Origin of the sequence: Corynebacterium sp. KPL4072 (genome assembly GCF_037908395.1) — a bacterium.
Lineage (GTDB): Bacteria > Actinomycetota > Actinomycetes > Mycobacteriales > Mycobacteriaceae > Corynebacterium > Corynebacterium kefirresidentii.
The window spans coordinates 78123-96966 of record NZ_JBBMGE010000008.1 but is presented as its reverse complement, the minus strand read 5'-3'; the positions used below and the strand labels follow the sequence as shown (position 1 = coordinate 96966).

11 protein-coding genes are annotated in these 18844 nt (G+C 56.7%); 7 read left to right on the top strand and 4 right to left on the bottom strand.

Features of this window, described 5'->3' with window-relative positions; translation table 11 throughout:
* Positions 1-86: 86 nt before the first annotated feature.
* From WMP97_RS09370 to WMP97_RS09360, 4 genes are all read right to left on the bottom strand, one after another.
* On the bottom strand, positions 87-242 hold the full coding sequence (locus WMP97_RS09370) for an IS3 family transposase (RefSeq protein WP_234288152.1): 156 nt from the start codon (positions 240-242) through the stop codon (positions 87-89).
* 1389 nt (positions 243-1631) lie between these two features.
* Positions 1632-2690 (bottom strand): SGNH/GDSL hydrolase family protein, encoded by a 1059-nt coding sequence (locus WMP97_RS11865; RefSeq protein ID WP_366918352.1) that lies wholly within the window; start codon positions 2688-2690, stop codon positions 1632-1634.
* Positions 2573-3373 carry a GDSL-type esterase/lipase family protein gene (locus WMP97_RS09365; protein ID WP_248099975.1) on the bottom strand — a complete coding sequence of 267 codons (801 nt, stop codon included), beginning with the start codon at positions 3371-3373 and terminating at the stop codon, positions 2573-2575. The genes WMP97_RS11865 and WMP97_RS09365 overlap by 118 nt, the downstream gene beginning before the upstream one ends.
* 48 nt (positions 3374-3421) lie before the next feature.
* Positions 3422-4252 carry a GDSL-type esterase/lipase family protein gene (locus tag WMP97_RS09360; protein WP_340440374.1) on the bottom strand — a complete coding sequence of 277 codons (831 nt, stop codon included), beginning with the start codon at positions 4250-4252 and terminating at the stop codon, positions 3422-3424.
* Between the two features lie 1494 nt (positions 4253-5746).
* On the opposite strand from WMP97_RS09360, the gene WMP97_RS09355 reads away from it, so the two are divergent.
* The 7 genes from WMP97_RS09355 to WMP97_RS09325 all read left to right on the top strand — a co-directional run bounded on the left by WMP97_RS09355 (position 5747) and on the right by WMP97_RS09325 (position 18687).
* Complete coding sequence (locus tag WMP97_RS09355) at positions 5747-7147, top strand: NAD-dependent succinate-semialdehyde dehydrogenase (protein WP_239208200.1); 1401 nt, start codon at positions 5747-5749, stop codon at positions 7145-7147.
* 137 nt (positions 7148-7284) lie between these two features.
* Positions 7285-9231: an alpha/beta hydrolase-fold protein gene (locus tag WMP97_RS09350; protein WP_023027781.1), complete on the top strand. Its 1947-nt coding sequence runs from the start codon at positions 7285-7287 to the stop codon at positions 9229-9231.
* Positions 9232-9233: 2 nt separating this feature from the next.
* Positions 9234-9665, top strand: coding sequence for a hypothetical protein (locus WMP97_RS09345; RefSeq protein WP_301716238.1), 432 nt, complete (start codon positions 9234-9236; stop codon positions 9663-9665).
* A 22-nt stretch (positions 9666-9687) separates the two neighbouring features.
* On the top strand, positions 9688-10602 hold the full coding sequence (locus WMP97_RS09340; protein ID WP_023020061.1) for a cutinase family protein: 915 nt from the start codon (positions 9688-9690) through the stop codon (positions 10600-10602).
* Positions 10603-10661: 59 nt separating this feature from the next.
* Positions 10662-12374 (top strand): AMP-binding protein, encoded by a 1713-nt coding sequence (locus WMP97_RS09335; RefSeq protein ID WP_340440373.1) that lies wholly within the window; start codon positions 10662-10664, stop codon positions 12372-12374.
* Between the two features lie 78 nt (positions 12375-12452).
* A complete protein-coding gene (locus WMP97_RS09330; RefSeq protein WP_340440372.1) occupies positions 12453-17156 on the top strand; it encodes a beta-ketoacyl synthase N-terminal-like domain-containing protein in 4704 nt (1567 codons plus the stop codon).
* Positions 17131-18687 carry an acyl-CoA carboxylase subunit beta gene (locus WMP97_RS09325; protein ID WP_340440371.1) on the top strand — a complete coding sequence of 519 codons (1557 nt, stop codon included), beginning with the start codon at positions 17131-17133 and terminating at the stop codon, positions 18685-18687. The genes WMP97_RS09330 and WMP97_RS09325 overlap by 26 nt, the downstream gene beginning before the upstream one ends.
* The last annotated feature ends 157 nt before the right edge of the window (positions 18688-18844 follow it).

Below are 18844 nucleotides of genomic sequence, written 5' to 3'. Positions count from 1 at the left end.
TGTAGGATGAGATTTTTCTAAGCCTATTCTCCCCTCTGCTTGCCTTCTGATATGAACTGGTCCCCAAAAGTTGGGCTGGTTTAATTCTAGGTGGTTAGACGTTCAAGGGCTTGATTCCGATAGTGCATCGGGGTCAGGCCCTTTAGTCGTTGTTGGATGGGTTCGGTTTTGTACCACTGGATGTAATCTTCGATAGCATGGGTGAGTTCCTCGACGTTGCTAAAATCTTCTCCGTGGTACATCTCGGTTTTAAGTGTCCGAAAGGTTGACCATTACTGCGTTGTCGTCACAGTTGGCTTTACGCGACACTGACTGAACACCGCCGTTGTCGTGAATCAAAGTACGCCAGGTCGACTGCTGGTGTTGGAAGCCTTGGTATAGGTGTGCATCACCCACCCAGGCTTCGGCGCACAAGCCGCAATCGCTTTTGTCAATGAATTTGGCGATAAACTCTATCGACGGTGATGGCGACACGGTGTGAGCGACAATACAGTGGTCGAAGAGATCCATTACCGGTGACAAATACACTTTGCGGCCTGCAACCCTAAACTCGGCAACCTCACGCTTTGAAGGCCTTTCACAAGACATAGCTTGCCATGGAGCAAGACTCGACCAAACAAAACAAGGACTGGATCAACGCGAACACCAACATGTTGAGCTGCAGCCTAGTAACCATAACTCGGGCCGCCAATTCTCCCGCTGCGCCACTGACAACGAACTACGTGCGCGAATACAACTGCTCCCCACTAGAGTAGGTAATTGATTTCTCAGGCGAAGTAATGGGGAGCAGTACAATACGGAAAGGCTGGGGGCTTCAGTTGGGAATACTTCTGAATGCCCGGGTGGTGGAAAATTATATAGTGGGGTCACTCTACAACCAGCTAAAACTACGAGCAATCTAGCAAGTTGCTCAAATTTTTCGAGATGCCGCCAAGATTAACCAGAGCGACTAAACTACACTTCTTCAACATAACTGAGTGGGGACCGTTGCTTGACGAGGGATTCGGTGGATTTCTCTTTCGACTGCTATCCACTGGTTGTTAAATTGAACAATTCATTGCTTAAAGGGGTATTTTTGACCCCGTACTCATATCACTATATGAGAAAGCCTGGAATGCTTGGGGCTAAGCATCAATCACCGCCGATGCAAGCTGCTACTCTGAAAAGCCCTGAAATGCCCGCATCCCCAAACGTTCTATCTTCTTTGCTTTGTGACGAAGAAGGCTGCCGATTTTGAGAAGAACTCCCTTTTCATGTTTAGCTTAGCTACTTCTTTACGGGGTACGTCAAGTTTGGCGTGCTTGTCAATATCCAGGTCTCGCTAACTTGACTGTCCATCGCTAGAGGAGGACCTCTGAGACCCGAGTTGGTTGATTGGCGTAGACTTCGTGAAGCTAGGCACCGTAAAATCCTTTCTCGCCTAGCTACACGAATGCCGCGGCCGCATTAACGCGTTTTGTAAACAGTCACCGCACAAAGGTCTCCGGCAGACGCATGAACGACCAGATAACCGCGCTCGGTGTTTACAATCTGAGGAAATCACGAGCCTCCGAACTACCTAAGGCCCGAATTGCTCGACTACCTGGGCCAGAAGCCACTGAAATTTTCAACTGCTCCGCTCGGGCAGGAGGTTAGCGAACCTTGCGGGCGATTTCTTGTGCCATGTGTTGTTGGCCTAATGCGGTGGGATGAGCGATTAGATTGCCCTCGGGAAGCCCGTGGAAGTTGGAGTTTCGTTGATGCGGCGGTTTGCACCAACCTTCATCGTCATTTGGGGGGCTGATGTAAGTCGTGTGTGACTCCAAAGCTGCTTGTTTAAGCGTATAGTTCACCTTAGTGAGAAAGCTTTCAATGTATCGTCGATCGCTTAGGGAGAGAAAGCCACTTTCTGGGCACGTGTGCTCTGGGGTCGCGGCTGTGTAGTAACCTGTGAAGAATATTTGGGCTGCCGGTGCGCGTCTCTTTACATCGTTGGCTATATCGATCAGTCGCTGTTTAAGATTCCTGCCAGTGAAATCGGGGTTGTAGATACTTCCATCTGTTACAGGCTCGGCGAGGGGCGCGCACTCGGGTAGTCCGGGAATTTGAACGTGGGGTGCGCAACTAGCAAAAAGGGCGGCTAGGCCTGCGTCGTTTCCCCCGAGACTAATGGTGACTATTTTTGTGTCGGGGGTGAGATGTTGCTTCTGAGGACTTGGAGCGGTGAGAGGCAGAGCGTGATGTTGAGGGTTGTCATATTGGTAGGTAAACGCCCAAGCGCAGGTGGCATCGTCGAGCTGGAGGTTGAGGAGCTCAGCTAGTCGGTGGGGGTAGTTGTCTCGGTCTCTGACGCAGGCCGGGGTGCTCCCCGGAGCAGGCCGTGTGATTGTGCCCGTGGAGGCGTAGGAGTCCCCGAGTGCTACGTATTTGTCTCCTGGTCGGAGGGCTTGAGCGGAGGGTGCTAGGGCCGTGGTTGTAAGTATTGCGGTTAAAAGTGCGGCAGTGATTTTTTGGGCGTGCAAGAGTCTATCCAATGTACTAGGGAAGAAAAGCCTAGGCCTTTGATTGTTTACTCGGAACTGGCGGCATGGGGCTATTTTGCAATGTTTCGCCCAATGAAACGGCCATATTCGTGTGTGCCGTGGGCATTGAGGTGGAAAGGCAGGTTTCCTGGTGCTGGTGGCATGATGTCGACGAGATTTACCCACCATCGGTCTGGGGAGCAGGCGTCGTGTCCTTGGGACATCGGCCATGCGTCGAGGAAGGTAGCGTTGTTTTGCTGCGTGACTTCACGGAGTGTGTTTTGGAGGCGCTGTTCGGTGCCAGCGGTACTACCGGCTGGGATGGGTAGTGGGTTTGATGACCCCAAGCCACTGTTGTAGCAGGACATGTTATTGAAAGATACATGTGGGTAGCCGACAACAATGACTTTAGCATTTGGTGAATGGTGATGTGCTACGCTAATGGCGTTACGCAGACCGCTTCGGATTGCGCGTTCCGAAGCAGCAACATCAGACCCGTATGGGTATGTATCGTTGGCGCCTGCGACAATGACTACGTTTTTGGTCTGTGGGTTGAGATCGCCGCGTTGTGCTGCAGTTCGAAGCGCGTCTTCAATGTGTATACCGCCAGTTGCGAAAGAGGCGCCTGCGCATTGGTACTGATCGACGTGGGCGCCCCCAGAAGCGATGGCTATTTCATTGGCAATGGAGCCGTCGGTGACGCAGCCTACTCCAGTATTTGTCTTGACTTTGGCTTTATTTTGCAAGAAATCGGTGAGCGTTGGGTTTGCTACCACGCTGTCTCCGGTGAGGACAGTGTTGCCTGGTACTGCGGCTGTTGCAGTGATATTTCCGGCCATGAGAGCTGCGGCTGCGATGGAAGTTGCAACCATTTTAGTGTGGAGTCGCATTCTTAGGTTCTTCCTGGGATTGTCGTCTGGTTAACGCTTTTGAAGTTCGCTGGTGATGATTCTGGCCATTCCGTCGTGTCCGATATCTGTCGGGTGCATAGGCATGACGGAAGGTGCTGCTTGAGTTTTCAGCGCTACAGTCCAACGCTGAGTGGCGTCAGGTTGGCAAGTGTCGTGGGTCTTGGCCTGGTCATAGAGGTTGATGAAGTTGGCTCCTAAAGCTTGTGCTGCGCGTCCGATTTCACGGTTGAATTCGGCTTCCGCATTAGTAGCACCTGGGAAGGAGATAGGCACAACTCTGATGCCATCGTTAATCGCGCACAGCGTGTCATTTACAGTCATTGGCAGGTAGTTGACCATAGTGATCCGCGCTTTGGGGGCAACTCGGCGGATTTTGTCGAACTCTGAGCTGAGTAGCGCTCGATAGTTGGATCCTTTAGGAATGTTTGGGAGGGTGGAGTTGGCTAGGGCATCTATATGAGTGTCTGGCTGAAGTCCTCCGTACATGAAGACGACTTCTTTAGTGTTGGGTCCGATATTACCGGTACGAATCGCGTCATTTACATAGGCGTCCACCCAGTAGCTGGTTCCGTTGCAGGAGTAATCTGCGAGGGTGTAGTGGAAGTTATCGGCGGTTTGATGTGCCCAGTTCCGTTTGTCATTAAAGCAGGGGTGGATTTGGATGTAGGGCTTGTAGGGGCTTGTAGATGCGCGGCTACCAGGTGCTCCGCCGTTGGCGGTAATAGAATCACCGAAGGTTACCATTTCCTGCCCTTGGCTTGCGTTGGCAGTTTGGGCGAGGGAGAAACTCACGGTGAGGGCGATGAAGCCGGCAGTTATCCTGCTTTTTATATTTTTCATGGTCTTAGGGATCGGGAACAATAGGAGTGTGTGAGGTTTGCTCATCACCCTGACAAACGTAGTGCTTATACAGGGAAAATCCAATTCTGAGGGGCGGTAATTCCTGTTATGGGGGTGAAAGTTGGTAGCCGTGTGAGCTTAGAGGCTCTTGAATCCGAGTCTGTGAAAGTATCATTTTTCCGTTTGTGACAAGTGCGAGTTTCCCAGCCTAAGTGTTTTGAAACAGTAACGCGTGAATAGGCGCTGATGCACCGGTGTATATTTAACTAGCAGAGGGAATAGGTGCAGCGGGAGTGCGCGAACGCTATGAAATACTGCAACGTCGCGTATAGAAAACCGGTTTTCCGCTGACTTGCAACCGTCGTCCGAAACGATGGCCGTACGGCCACTGACAGCCAGTCAGAGGAGGGGGAATTAAAGAGCGGCTCAAACGCATCGCATTGGGGAGGAGATCGACAGGGAAGACTGTCCGAATGGTGCCTCCCCTCGAAAACGCGATTGTCTAACGACTTGATCCAGTTCGACATGAAGTAGAGTTTTGGAAAAGAAAACTGGTTAAAGTCGACAATCTTCTACGTCCATGCTGTACTAACCGATTGCTTCGCTTTTCATAAGATCTGAAAGAACCTATGGCCTAGCAATAGGCGCCCAACCTGTAGCACGCCAATCAAGAGGACGCTTTCCTAAAACTAGATGATAAAAGATTGCGGGTGGGAACGGACTTATAAGTCCGTTCCCACCCGCAATCTTTTGGGAGGCGCATGCCTAAACTAGTGCCGTGCTGCAGGAGCTTTCAATATCACTAGCATGTAGTAGGGTGCCGAGTGTTAAATGGGGGGTAACCGCCCAAAACACTGCCTAGTGCGCTGAGATCCAGTTCGGAAGACTGAAAGTCGTTCAGTAGCTCGGAAGAGCCAGTCTCGTTGAGGAAATTCGAGGAACCCAAGTCGCCGAAAGAGGAACCGCCAACCTCAAGGTTAACCTCTTCTGGGTAAGTCGGAGACGACATTGGTGGAAGCTCCGGGAGGTTTACTTCCGGCAAAGATATGTTCGGGAGCTTAATTTCTGGGAAGTTTCCTCCAGAAATGTGAACTAGAAGGTCTTTAATGGGACCAGAAACGATTTCGTTGATTTGAAGCAGTACGGCCATAGCCATTCCTTCAATCGTGGGGATAGTACTGGGTGGTACGTTCACAGGTGTCACAAAAGGGGTGCAACAGCTACGTCTCAAATGTTATTTGCGTCAGTACAGGTTCCGAGAAGCTACGTGGGCTGTTTCTTAGTGGCATTTAAGCCGGACATAGGTGTTGGATCTGGATGGGGGGCATTGGCCTGTCTCTTGGCATCAAATAATCATTAAATAAACAATCCTTAAATTATTCGTTTACTGGGGTTTCGGGGAGTTGTAAATTCTGCGTAACTAGCCCAATCTAGAGCCGATTTCGTCGCTCCATAAGCTTGCGTGGGTTGTGATCCGCGACTATACAGGGGCCCATGTTCGCTATTGAGAATCCAAGCACAGGCAAGAGTGAAGACAAGTTTGAACGCATCGATGATTCGCAGCGCGATGACATCCTAGACCGTTCCACCGCGGCCTACGATGCATGGCGTAGTACTCGCATCGAGGAGCGTGCCGCGGTTTTGTCCCGCGCTGCAGACCTTTATGAAGAGCGCATCGATGAGTTGGCAGACCACATCGGTCGTGAAATGGGCAAGCTGACCCGTTGGGCAAAGGCTGAAGTGCAGATTGTTGCCGATATCTATCGCTACTATGCCGAGCATGCGCACGAGCTGCTCGCAGATGAGTACCTGCCGGCTCAGAACGCGCACAAGACCGTGGTACGCAAGGAGCCGATTGGCCCATTGTTGGGCATTATGCCGTGGAACTTCCCGTACTACCAGGTAGCCCGCTTCGCAGCTCCTAACCTGCTGCTGGGTAACACCATCGTGCTCAAGCACGCTTCCATCTGTCCGCTGTCTTCCCAGGCATGTCAGGACATCTTGGAAGAAGCTGGTCTGCCGAAGGATGCGTATATCAACATTTATGCTTCCGGTTCCCAGATGGATGCTTTTGTAGCGGATAAGCGCATCAAGGGCGTTTCTTTGACCGGCTCCGAGGGTGCAGGCTCTGCCGTTGCTAAGACCGCTGGTGAAAATTACAAGAAGTCCGTGCTGGAGCTGGGTGGCAATGACCCATTCCTGGTTATCGATGATGAGAATCTGGAGTGGGTATTGGATCAGTACAACCTGATTCGCATGTATAACACCGGCCAGGCCTGCAATGCGCCGAAGCGCCTTATCGTTCTAGAGGACTTCTATGACCGCACTGTGGAGTACCTGGAAAAGAAGATCGGGGACATGAAGGTCGGTACTTATGATGAGGAGAATGCCGATATCGGTCCGCTGTCTTCCATCGGCGCCCGCGATGAGATTGTGGAGCGCCTCGAAAAGGCCGCGGCCAACGGCGACGCCAAGATTCGCGTAGGCGGCAAGAAGATCGATCGCGAGGGCGCCTACATGGAGCCTACCCTGCTTACCGACGTCGACCCATCCGCCGACGTAGGCTGCAACGAGATCTTCGGCCCAGTGGCGATTGTGTACAAGGCCAAGGACGTCGAAGAGGCCATCGAGATTGCCAATAACTCTGAGTACGGTCTGTCTAGCTCCGTGTGGGGCACTGACTTGGATGCTGCGTTTGAAGTAGCCAACCAGCTCAACGATGGCATGACGTTTGTTAACGAGGCGTCGGTAACCGCAGCAGGCCTGCCATTCGGCGGCGTGAATCGCTCCGGCTATGGCCGCGAGTTGGCGCGCTGGGGCGTAGGCGAGTTCGTCAACGAGCACCTGTACCGCGTGAGCGGACAGGATAATCCGGGTAATTCCCCGGCAATGTAGCGGCGTGTCTGTCTAGCGTAAGTCTCAAGTTCAACTTAAACTTGAGTACACGATAGACAGCTCACGCCGTAGGCATCGGTCCGGGGGAGGGGAACCCTCGGAAAGGTACCGCGGCAAATCTTCAAGGACGTTTACCTATGCGCAAAAGCACTTCCCCGAGCAAGGCTCGCAAGGGCCTTGCTGTGGCCGCAGTACCTACCGCCATCGCCGTGGGTTTGGCCCTGCTGCCAAACGCCACCGCACAATCTTCTGTAGGCGATCTCTCTTCCGCAATCGGCGGCGATTCCAGCCTGTCCGATCATTTCGCACCGAAGGATCCACCCGCCCGCACCCCGCTGAACACCGAATACCCGGATGTTAAGGGCCTGCCGGAGGGCGTGAAGATCAACCGCGTGGAGTACCTAACCAACCGCCACTTGATGGTCTACATCAAGTCTGCGGCGATGCCGGACAAAGAGCAGAAGGTGCAAATCCAGCTCGCCCGTGACTGGTACTCCCACCCAGAAAAGAAGTTCCCAGAGGTATGGGCACTGGATGGCCTGCGTGCACGTGACGATGAGTCCGGCTGGACCATTGAAACCAATATTTTGAACCAGTACGCCGACCGCAACGTCAACCTGATCATGCCGGTAGGCGGCGAGTCTTCCTTCTACTCGGACTGGGAGCAAGCAGACCGCGGTAAGCACTATATGTGGGAGACCTTCCTGACCAAGGAATTGATCCCGATCCTGGACAATGAGTACCGCTCCAACCACAAGCGCGCGGTAACCGGCCTGTCCATGGGCGGTACTGCCGCGATGAACCTGGCTGAGCGCAACCCGCACCTGTTTAGCTTCGTGGGTTCTTTCTCCGGCTACCTCGATACCACTACGCGTGGCATGCCGGAAGCCATCATGGCTTCGCAGCGCGATGCCGGCGGTTATGATTCCCGCAAGATGTGGGGCCAGCCGGGCTCCCAAAACTGGATCGACCATGATCCAAAGCTGGGCATTGAAAACCTGAAGGACATGAAGGTATATGTCTCCGCAGGTTCGGGCAAGGATGACTTTGGCAACGCCAACTCCGTGGCTAAGGGCCAGGCAAACCTCGCTGGCATGGGCTTGGAGGTCATCTCCCGTATGTCCACCCAGACCTATGTTGATTATGCGAAGCGCGCCAAGATTGACCCTGTGGTTAAGTTCCGCCCATCCGGCGTGCACAGCTGGGAATACTGGCAGTTTGAGATGCAGCAGGCATGGCCATACATCGCAGATGCATTGCAGATGGACAAGGCCGACCGCGGTGCGGACTGTGAGGCAATCGGAGCCATCGCTAAGGAGACCAAGAGCGGCGTTATTGGCTCTTGCTTGAATAATGAGTACGACGTCGCTAAGAAGGGCAAGGCCCAGGACTTCGAGTCTGGCACCGCTTACTGGTCCCCAGACACCGGTGCGCATGCCCTCTTCGGCCGCATTGGTGCTCGCTACGCCGAAATCGGCGGACCAACCTCCTGGCTTGGCTTCCCGAAGACCGGCGAGTCCAAGACGCCAGATGGCAAGGGCCGCTTCGTGCACTTTGAGCACGGCTCCATCTACTGGTCCCCGGAGACTGGCGCTTGGGAGATTACCGGCGATATGTTCCAGGCTTGGGGCAAGAATGGCTACGAAAAGGGCGACCTGAAGTACCCGACCGGCTCGGTAAAGAAGGTCGGTGAGGGCTACATGCAGGAATTCCAGGACGGAATCCTTACCCGTAACCCGGATGGCTCCAACCAGGTAGTACACGGTGCTATCGGCGCCAAATACAAGGACATGGGCGGCGCGGAGTCTGCGCTCGGCTTCCCGACGTCCGGAGAGAACGCCGTCAATGGCGGCTTCTTCCAGACCTTTGAAAAGGGCAGCATCTACTGGTCCCCGAAGACTGGTGCGCACTACATTCTGAAGAGCAAGATTATGGACCGCTGGGGCCAGGCTGGCTGGGAGCAGGGCGAGTTCGGCTGGCCTACCTCTGACTACTCCGAGATTGCCGCTGGTGGCTTGAGCCAGGAATTCCAGCACGGCAAGATCAGCGAGGTTCTGGGCCAGGTTCGGACCGAGAAGAAGTAGTCATGCGCAAGCTAGTAGTAGTGGGCGCGGCGCTGTGCTTGACCCTTGCGGGGTGCGGTTCTGCCACGGTGGATAGCGAACCTTCGCAAGAGACCGAGGTCGCGCCCCTCGAGCGGGAGTCGGAGGCCCCTACCTCTGCGGAAGAGACATCCTCTAAGTCGCAGGAAGACCGCGGTGCGCGTGAGATCTCTGAAATTCCCACCGCCGAGCTGCCGGAATCGGAAGCAAAGTACCTAGGCAGGCTAAAAGACGCCGGCGTCAACGTTGATGGCGTAGAAGATCAGCTCCTCGGCGCGGGCAAAGCAGCCTGTGATGAGAATGATGTCACCCTCTCTGCGGTCGCCGGCCAGCTTGTTGAGCAACAGCGCACCACGATGGGCTTTGAAGAGCTTTCTAAGCTGATTACGGATTCCGCACGTACAGGGATTTGCTAGGTTCACCTGGTACAACTAATCCATGAGAAAAACCATTACCGTTGTCGCAGTCCTCGTCGTTTTAGCTGTTATCGGCGTGGGCGCGTCGCGTTACCTCAATAGTGGAACGGATGACTCCCCAGCTCCGCATTCCACGGAGCAGGCTGCGCCACCGCCGCAGCAGCCCGAGTGGTGCCCGCGCGTGGAGTTCATTTCCGCCCCGGGTACGTGGGAATCTGCGGCTGACGACGATCCCCTTAATCCTTCTGCCAATCCGCGCTCGTTCATGCTGTCTATTACGAAGCCATTGCAGGAGGCCTACGGGGAGGACGTGAAGGTATGGACCCTTCCTTATACCGCGCAGTTTAAAAACATCAATGCACAGCATGAAATGAGCTACGACGATTCCCGCAATGAGGGAACCGCCAAGATGAATGATGAGCTGCGCAGTGTGCATGAGAGCTGCCCGGCAACCAAATTCATTGTGAGTGGCTTTTCTCAGGGGGCGGTCATTGCAGGTGACGTTGCCGATGAGATCGGTGGCGGCCAGGGTGCAGTGCCGGCGGAAAGCATTGCAGGTGTGGCCCTTATTGCAGATGGTCGCCGCCAAAATGGCGTTGGCCAAAACCCAGGCCGCAAGGTCGGCGGCGTGGGTGCGGAAATTGCCCTCCAGCCGGTATCCGGTTTAGTTCAGCCCATCGTTCCGGGTGCGTCCATGCGTGGTGCGCGCCCGAATGGGTTCGGTAGCTTGGCGGATCGGACCTTCCAGATTTGTGCGCCCAATGATTCAGTCTGTGATGCCCCGCCAAACGTGTCTAATGCGCTGGAGCGCGCGCAGGGTTTGATTGCCGCGAATGGCGTCCATGCGCAGTACGCCTCTAATAGTGGTGTCATTGATGGCACGACGGCTAACCAGTGGGTAGTGGGCTGGGCCCGACAGCTTATCGACGCCGCGTAACAGCAATTCCCCACCCTCCGATAGTTTTATTAAAGAAACCATTCACTTAAGGAGATTCCATGGATCTGAAAGCGCAGATGGGGCAATTCCTAGCGCCCGAGTTCAGTTTGGCCCAGCTGGCAGAAAGGCTCTACCAGGCGGAGACTGACCCAGACCGTGTGGTTATGCGCCAGTGGATCTACGGTGAGGAAGAAACCTGCCGGGAGCTTAGCCGCGCGCAGGTCAATAAACGCATCAAGGTGGTGGCGGCGCGACTGCAGCAGGTAGCAGATCCGGGCACCCGCGTTGCCATCTTGGCTGGTAATTCACCGGAATACGTCTTTGGCTTCTTGGGTGCACTGTACGCGGGTATGGTGCCGATTCCGCTTTATGACCCCAATGAACCGGGCCACGCGGACCACCTGGAGGCGGTATTCGGTGATTGCGAACCGCCTATCGTGGTGACGAATCGTGTTTCTGCCGCCGCTGTGCGTAAGTACTTCTCCGCCCAGCGCGAGCGCCCGCGGATTATTTCCCTCGACGCTCTTCCTGATTCCTTGGCTGGTTCTTGGACACCCGTGGAGGGAAGCGCGGAGGACATCGCTTTCCTGCAGTACACCTCCGGTTCCACCCGCACCCCGGCCGGCGTGGAGCTCACCAATCGCGCGATTATTACCAACGTGGCGCAGATCTTCCAGGCTGTGCAGCTGCAGATGCCTGCCCGCATCGTTTCTTGGCTGCCGATGCACCACGATATGGGCATCATTTTGGCCGTATTCGTTACCATTTTGGGCTTGGACTTCGAGATGATGACCCCACGCGATTTCATCCAACACCCAGACCGCTGGATCCGGCGTTTGACCGCCGGCGAGCAAGCTACGTACTCCGCTATCCCCAACTTTGCGCTGGAACTGGCCGCGCGCCATGCCAAGGATGCTGATTTCTCGCACGTAGCAGGCATCATTATCGGCTCAGAGCCGGTAACGGAGGCGGCCGTGGATTCCTTCTTGAATGCCTTCAGCGTGGATCGTTCCGTGCTGCGCCCGTCCTATGGTCTGGCAGAGGCGGCGCTTATTGTATCTACCCCGCAAACCGACAAGCGCCCGGTCATATCGCACTTTAACCGCACAGAGTTGGCCGCCGGTCGCGCCATCATCGAGGATAAGTCCGACGCGACTGTGGCCTATGCGTCCAATGGGCAGTGCGTGCCGCATCAGCACCTTGCCATCGTGGACCCGGAAACGCGCGCTGAGGTCAAGGACGGCGTAATCGGTGAAATCTGGGTGCATGGTCCCAATATGGCTACCGGCTACCTCAATCGGTCTGAGGAAACCGCCGTGACCTTCCGCAATACCTTGGGTGAGCGCCAGCAGGACGGCCTGCCAGAAGACGATTACTGGATGGCAACCGGTGACCTAGCCGCCATCGTGGATGGTGAGCTTTATATCACTGGCCGCCTGAAGGACCTCATCGTCATCGCTGGGCGCAATCACTATCCGCAGGATATTGAAAGCACCGTACAAGCAGCGTCCACGCAGGTGCGACCGGACTCCGTTGCCGCCTTCTCTGTGGAAGGCAAGGATTCTGAATCTCTCGTATTGTTGGTGGAGCGCGCCGATGATGCGCAGCCGGCCGGCGATGCAGAGGCGTCCGCAGTCATCCGCACCGCCGTCACCTCGCATCATGGAATTACGCCAGATGACATCGTGTGGAAGGCCCCAGGGGAAATCAACCGTACTTCTTCCGGCAAGATTGCGCGCCGTGTAGCTAAGAAGAACTATGTAGGGATCTGATTTATCGCTAACAAAGTGACAAAATATAGCGATATACCCTCTTGCCATTTAATAACTTCTCGTAATGAAAGACCTTTTATGACCATCGAGCAACTGCGAGCATGGCTGCGTGACTGGGTCGCCCAGGCCACCGGTGTTTCCCCAGAAGAGATCCTAGATTCCAAGCCCCTGGAAAACTATGGTCTTTCTTCGCGGGATGCTGTAGTGCTATCTGGCGAACTGGAAAATCTACTCGGTACCCGCCTCGATGCCACCGTGGCATACGAGTACCCAACCATCGAATTGCTGGCAAATCGCCTGTTGAACGCTCCAGCGCCTCAGCCTGAGGCGCACTCTCCTCGCATAGCGCATGGAGCCGATGTCGCGGTTATTGGTCTTTCGGGCCGCTTCCCGGGTGCAAAAAATGCCCAGGAATTCTGGTCCATGCTGGCCGAATCCCGCGCCGGAACAGGTCCACTGCCGGTAGGACGTTGGTCCGAGTACTCGGCGGACCCTGTAATGAGCGAGAAGATCGCCCAGCAAAATACCGATGGTGGCTATATCGAGGATATTGCTTCCTTCGACGCTGAATTCTTTGGTCTTTCTCCACTCGAAGCCGCCAATATGGACCCCCAGCAGCGCATCCTGTTGGAGCTGGTGTGGGAAGCGCTAGAAAACGCTGGTGTTCCTGCCAACGAGCTGCGCGGCACGCAGACTGGTGTGTACATGGGCTCGACCAATAATGACTATGGCATGCTCATCGCCGCCGATTCTGCCGAGATGCATCCTTATGCGCTGACCGGTATTTCTTCGGCTGTGGTGGCCAATCGCATTTCCTATGCCCTGGATTTCCGCGGCCCTTCCATCAATGTGGATACGGCCTGCTCCTCCTCCCTCGTAGCCGTCAATCAGGCGGTGAAGGACTTGCGCACGGGAAGCGCGGACGTGGCGCTGGCCGGTGGCATAAATATCCTCGCCGCTCCCCACGCGTCGACGGCGTTTTCTGAATTGGGCGTTACCTCTCCGACGAGTGCCATTCACGCTTTTTCTGACGACGCCGATGGCATCGTGCGCGCCGATGCCGCTGGTGTCCTCGTCCTCAAGCGTTTGGAGGACGCGGAGGCGGACGGCGACGATATCTTGGCTGTCATTAAAGGCTCGGCCGTCAACTCCGATGGGCACTCCAATGGCTTGACCGCCCCGAATCCGGAGGCACAGGAGGATGTTCTCCGCCGAGCTTATGCCGATGCGGGCGTGAATCCGCAGGACGTGGACTATATCGAGGCCCACGGCACCGGCACCATCTTGGGTGATCCGATCGAAGCTTCCGCTTTGGGGCGGGTGCTCGGCGCCGGTCGTGGCGCGGATGCGCCGATTTTGCTGGGATCTGCCAAAACCAATATCGGCCACTCCGAATCCGCTGCGGGCGTGGTGGGCCTTATCAAGGTCATCCAGGCCATGCGCAATGATGTGATTCCGGCGAATATCAATTACTCGGCGCCGAACCGTTATATCGATTTCGAAGCAGAACGCCTGCAAGTAGTCGAGGATCCGCGCGAGTGGCCCGAATACTCCGGCCGCAAGATTGCTGGCGTATCCGGTTTTGGCTTCGGTGGCACCAATGCACACGTCGTACTCACCGATTACCGCGGCACCCCTGTCGAGCGCGAGCCGCAGCTTTCCACGGAAATGGTCGCGTTGCCGGTTTCTGGCCTCTTGCCATCGCGCCGGGCACGCGCTGCGGCCCTGTTGGCGGACTTCATTGAGGCGGAAAAGCCCGCGCTTGTCGACGTCGCCCGTACCGTCGCCCGCCGCAATCACTCCCGCTCCCGCGCCGTCGTGATGGCTAGCTCTACCGAAGAAGCGGTCAAGCGCTTGCGTCAGGTGGCTGAGGGCAAGGTATCCGTCGGTATCGCTGCTGCGGATTCGCCGCAGGTTCCGGGCCCGGTATTCGTGTACTCCGGTTTCGGCTCCCAGCATCGCAAGATGGCTAAGGACATGATTGCGCTTTCGCCACAGTTCACGGCCCGTTTGGAAGAGCTAGATAAAATCGTGGACTTTGAGTCCGGATGGTCCATCTTGGACATCGTCAACGACGATGCTCAAACATATGACACCGAGACCGCCCAGGTAGCCATTACCGCCATCCAGATTGCATTGACGGACTTGCTCGCTTCCTTTGGTGTGCGCCCTGCCGGTGTGATGGGCATGTCCATGGGCGAGATCGCAGCGGCCTATGCCGCGGGCGGTATTTCCGCCGAGGACGCTATGGTGATCGCCTGCCACCGCGCGCGGTTGATGGGTGAGGGTGAGGCGTCGCTAAGCGATGCCGAACAAGGAGCCATGGCCGTAGTCGAGCTCTCTGCCGAGGATGTTGCCGCGCTTGATGGAAACATCGAGCCTGCCGTGTATACCGGTCCAGGTATGACCACCGTGGGCGGCCCGCGCCAAGAGGTGCTGGACCTGGTGGAAAAGCTCGACGGCGAGGGCAAATTCGCCCGCGCTCTCAATGTGAAGGCGGCCGGGCACACTTCGGCCGTAGATCCCATCCTGGGAGAGCTGCATGCGGCCATTGCCGGCATGGAAGCCAAGCCGCTGCACACCCCGCTGTTTTCCTCCGTGGATAAGGGCACGGTCTATCGTCCTGGAACCACCGTGCATGATGAGGATTACTGGCTGCGCATGACCCGCCACTCGGTCTACCTGCAGGATGCCACCGAGGCAGCCTTCGCTGCCGGGCACAACCAGCTGGTAGAAATCTCGCCAAACCCGGTCGCGCTCATGGGGCTCATGTCCACCGCCTTTGCGGTAGGCAAGGCCGATGCGCAACTGCTGTATGCCCTAAAGCGCAAGGTAGATCCCACCGAGTCTCTCCTCGACTTGCTCAGCAAGCTCTATGTCGCCGGCATGCCGGTGGACTTCGGTGCGGTCTTTGGCTCTGGCGCACGCGTAGAGGCCCCCTATACCCAGTTCAACCGCCAACGTTTCTGGACCAATGCCCGTCCATCGGCCGGCGTTTCTGGCCTGCCGGGCGCACGCGTTAACTTGCCAGAAGGCAAGGTTGCTTTCTCCACCAATGCGGACCAAGCGCCATCTGCCCTGGCCATCGTCGAGGCTGCGGCCGAGGCCGTCAAGCCAGGAGCACGCATCATCGCCACCGAGGAACACGCCGATTTGCCACCGCACGGCGAGGTCACCACGGTGGCAAATCAGTCCATCGGCGGTATGTCCGTGGCTGTCTACGCTGTTCGTGGTGCACAGACAGAGCTGGTGGCGGAAGGCTTTGCCTCCGCTTTGGATTTGGGTGCGGCGCCTATTCCAGGCGTGGCTGAGGTGCCCGAAAGCGCGCCTGCAGCGACGGAAGAAGTCGATGCCGTGCGCTGGGATCCCACAGAGGAAACCGTGGAGGACCGCCTCGCGCTCATCGTTTCTGAGTCCATGGGCTATGACGTATCCGACCTGCCGCGAGAGCTGCCGCTCATTGACTTGGGCTTGGATTCCCTGATGGGTATGCGCATTAAGAATCGCGTGGAAAATGACTTCCAGATTCCGCCGCTGCAGGTGCAGGCGCTGCGCGACGCCTCCCTGGCGGACGTCATTGCCATGGTGGAAGAGGCCGTAGCCGGCGGTAACGTAGATACCAGCGAGATTGCTTCCGAGGACACTCCTGCGCCAGAAGAAGATGAGCCGGGCCAGGGCGTGGGTGTTGCCCCGCGCGATGCCTCCGAGCGCATGGTCTTTGGCACGTGGGCTACCTTTACCGGCAAGGCCGCGGCGGGAGTGACCTCTGCACTGCCCAAGATAAGCGACGAGGTTGCTAGCAACATTGCCGAGCGCCTTACCGAACGTGCAGGCATCGAAGTCACTACCCAGCAGGTCCACGAGGCTGAGTCCTTGGAGAGCCTGGCTGACTTGGTCCGTGAGGGACTAGAGACCGAGGTAGAGGGCAATATCCGCGTGCTGCGCGAGGCCGACGGCCCCGCTGTATTCATGTTCCACCCAGCCGGTGGCACCACGGTGGTCTACCAGCCACTGACCCGCCGCCTGCCCGAGGATGTGGCTGTCTACGGAGTCGAGCGCATCGAGGGTTCGCTAGAGGAGCGAGCCAAGGTATATGTCGAGGACATCCTGCACTACGCTCGTGGCCGCAAGGTCGTGCTCGGCGGTTGGTCCTTCGGCGGCGCGCTGGCCTACGAGGTGGCCTACCAGCTGCATCAGCGCACCCAGCGCGGCCAGGATTCGGCGGACGTGGCGTTCATCGCGCTGCTGGATACCACTCAGCCGTCGAACCCGGCTCCGGATACGCCGGAAGAAACCCGTGCCCGGTGGGAGCGCTACGCGGCCTTTGCCAAGAAAACCTACGGACTGGACTTCGAGCCGCCGTACGAGATTCTGGAGACCATGGGCGAGGATGCGCTCATGACCATGCTGGCGGAGTTCCTCGCTACTACCGACGCCTCCGAGCACGGCCTTGCCGCCGGCGTTCTAGAGCACCAGCGCGCTTCCTTCGTGGATAACCAGATTCTGGCCAAGATCGACTTCCACCGCTGGGCCGATGTCACCGTGCCGGTTCTGCTTTTCCGCTCCGAGCGCATGCACGACGGTGCGATCGAGCTGGAGCCGCGCTACGCTGAGATTGACCCTGACGGAGGTTGGGGAGTTATCGTTAAGGATCTAGAAATTGTGCAGCTGCAAGGCGATCACCTTGCAGTACCGGACGAGCCGGCCATCGGCATCGTGGGCAAGCATATGAACGAATGGATCGAGGAGAAGGTACGTGGCGGCCAAGCAGACAACCGCTGAGAAACTCGCTGACCTGCGTGAGCGCCTAGATAAGGCGCAGGACCCAGGCAGTGAGCGCTCGCGCAAGCGCCGCGACGAGGCTGGGCGCACCACGCCTCGTCAACGCATCAATGAACTGCTGGATGAGGGTTCCTTCGTTGAGACGGGTTCCTTGGGCAAGACCCCCGGCGACCCGGATGCTATCTACTCCGATGGCGTGGTCACCGGCTATGGCCGCATCTCCGGCCGGCCCGTGTGCATCTACGCTCACGATAAGACCGTCTACGGTGGCTCTGTCGGCGTGACCTTTGGCAAGAAGGTTACCGAGGTCATGGATATGGCCATTAAGATTGGCTGCCCTGTCATTGGCATTCAGGATTCCGGTGGTGCCCGTATCCAGGATGCGGTGACCTCGCTGGCCATGTACTCCGAGATCGCCCGCCGCCAGCTGCCGCTGTCCGGCCGCAGCCCGCAGATTTCCATCATGATGGGTAAGTCCGCTGGCGGCGCCGTCTATGCTCCTGTGACCACGGACTTTGTGATTGCCGTGGACCAGGAAGCGGAAATGTATGTCACTGGTCCCAACGTGATTCGTGAGGTCACCGGTGAGGACATTACTTCCGCCGAGCTGGGTGGAGCTCGCCAGCAGGAGCTCAACGGCAACGTTTCGGCCGTCGTTCCCTCTGAGGAAGACGCTTTCGACATGGTGCGCGATCTCTTGGACCACCTGCCGCTAACCTGCTTTGATGAGGCCCCGGAATTTGCCGCGCCTGCCGACGCCGACGTGGCCGAAGACGAAGACCTTAACTCCTTTATGCCGGATGACACCAATGCCGGCTACGACATGATGGACTTGTTGACCCAATTGGGCGATGACGAGGACATCATTGAAATTCAAGAGAACTTTGCGCCCAATATGATCACCGCCTTTGGGCGCATCGATGGCAAGACGGTGGGATTTGTAGCCAATAATCCCATGCACCTTGCAGGCTGCATTGATGCGGACGCCGCCGATAAGGGCGCACGTTTTATCCGCATCTGCGATGCCTACAACATTCCGTTGGTCTTCGTGGTGGATACTCCGGGCTACCTACCAGGCGTAGAGCAAGAAAAGGTCGGCCTTATCCACCGCGGCGCCAAGTTTGCTTTCGCCGTGGTAGAAGCCACCGTGCCCAAGGTTTCGCTCATCGTGCGCAAGGCCTATGGCGGTGCTTATGCCGTGATGGGGTCGAAGAACCTGACCGGTGATATCAACTTGGCGTGGCCAACCGCACAGATCGCCGTTATGGGTGCCGCAGCCGCCGTGGTGATGATCGCCGGTAAGCAGCTAGACGCCGCCGAGACCCCTGAGCAGCGCGAGATGACCAAGAAGATGTTCATGGACTTCTACGATGAGACCATGACCGCTCCCTATGTTGCGGCTGAGCGCGGCTATTTGGACGCCATGGTTCAGCCGAGTCAATCCCGGTTGGCTCTCCGCCAAGCGCTGCGGCAGCTGGCAACGAAGCAGGAAAGCGACCTGCCGAAGAAGCACACCATTGCCCCGATGTAACGTCATGTGCTTGGATTAGCGATAGGAATATAAAGTCCCAATCCTAGTCAAGGAGTTATTTATGATTCTATCTAGCGCTGTGGATCTCATCAGCGAGATCATTGGTTTCGTAGCCGATATTCTCAATCAAGCAGGCGTACCGGTAAGCTCCAAGTAA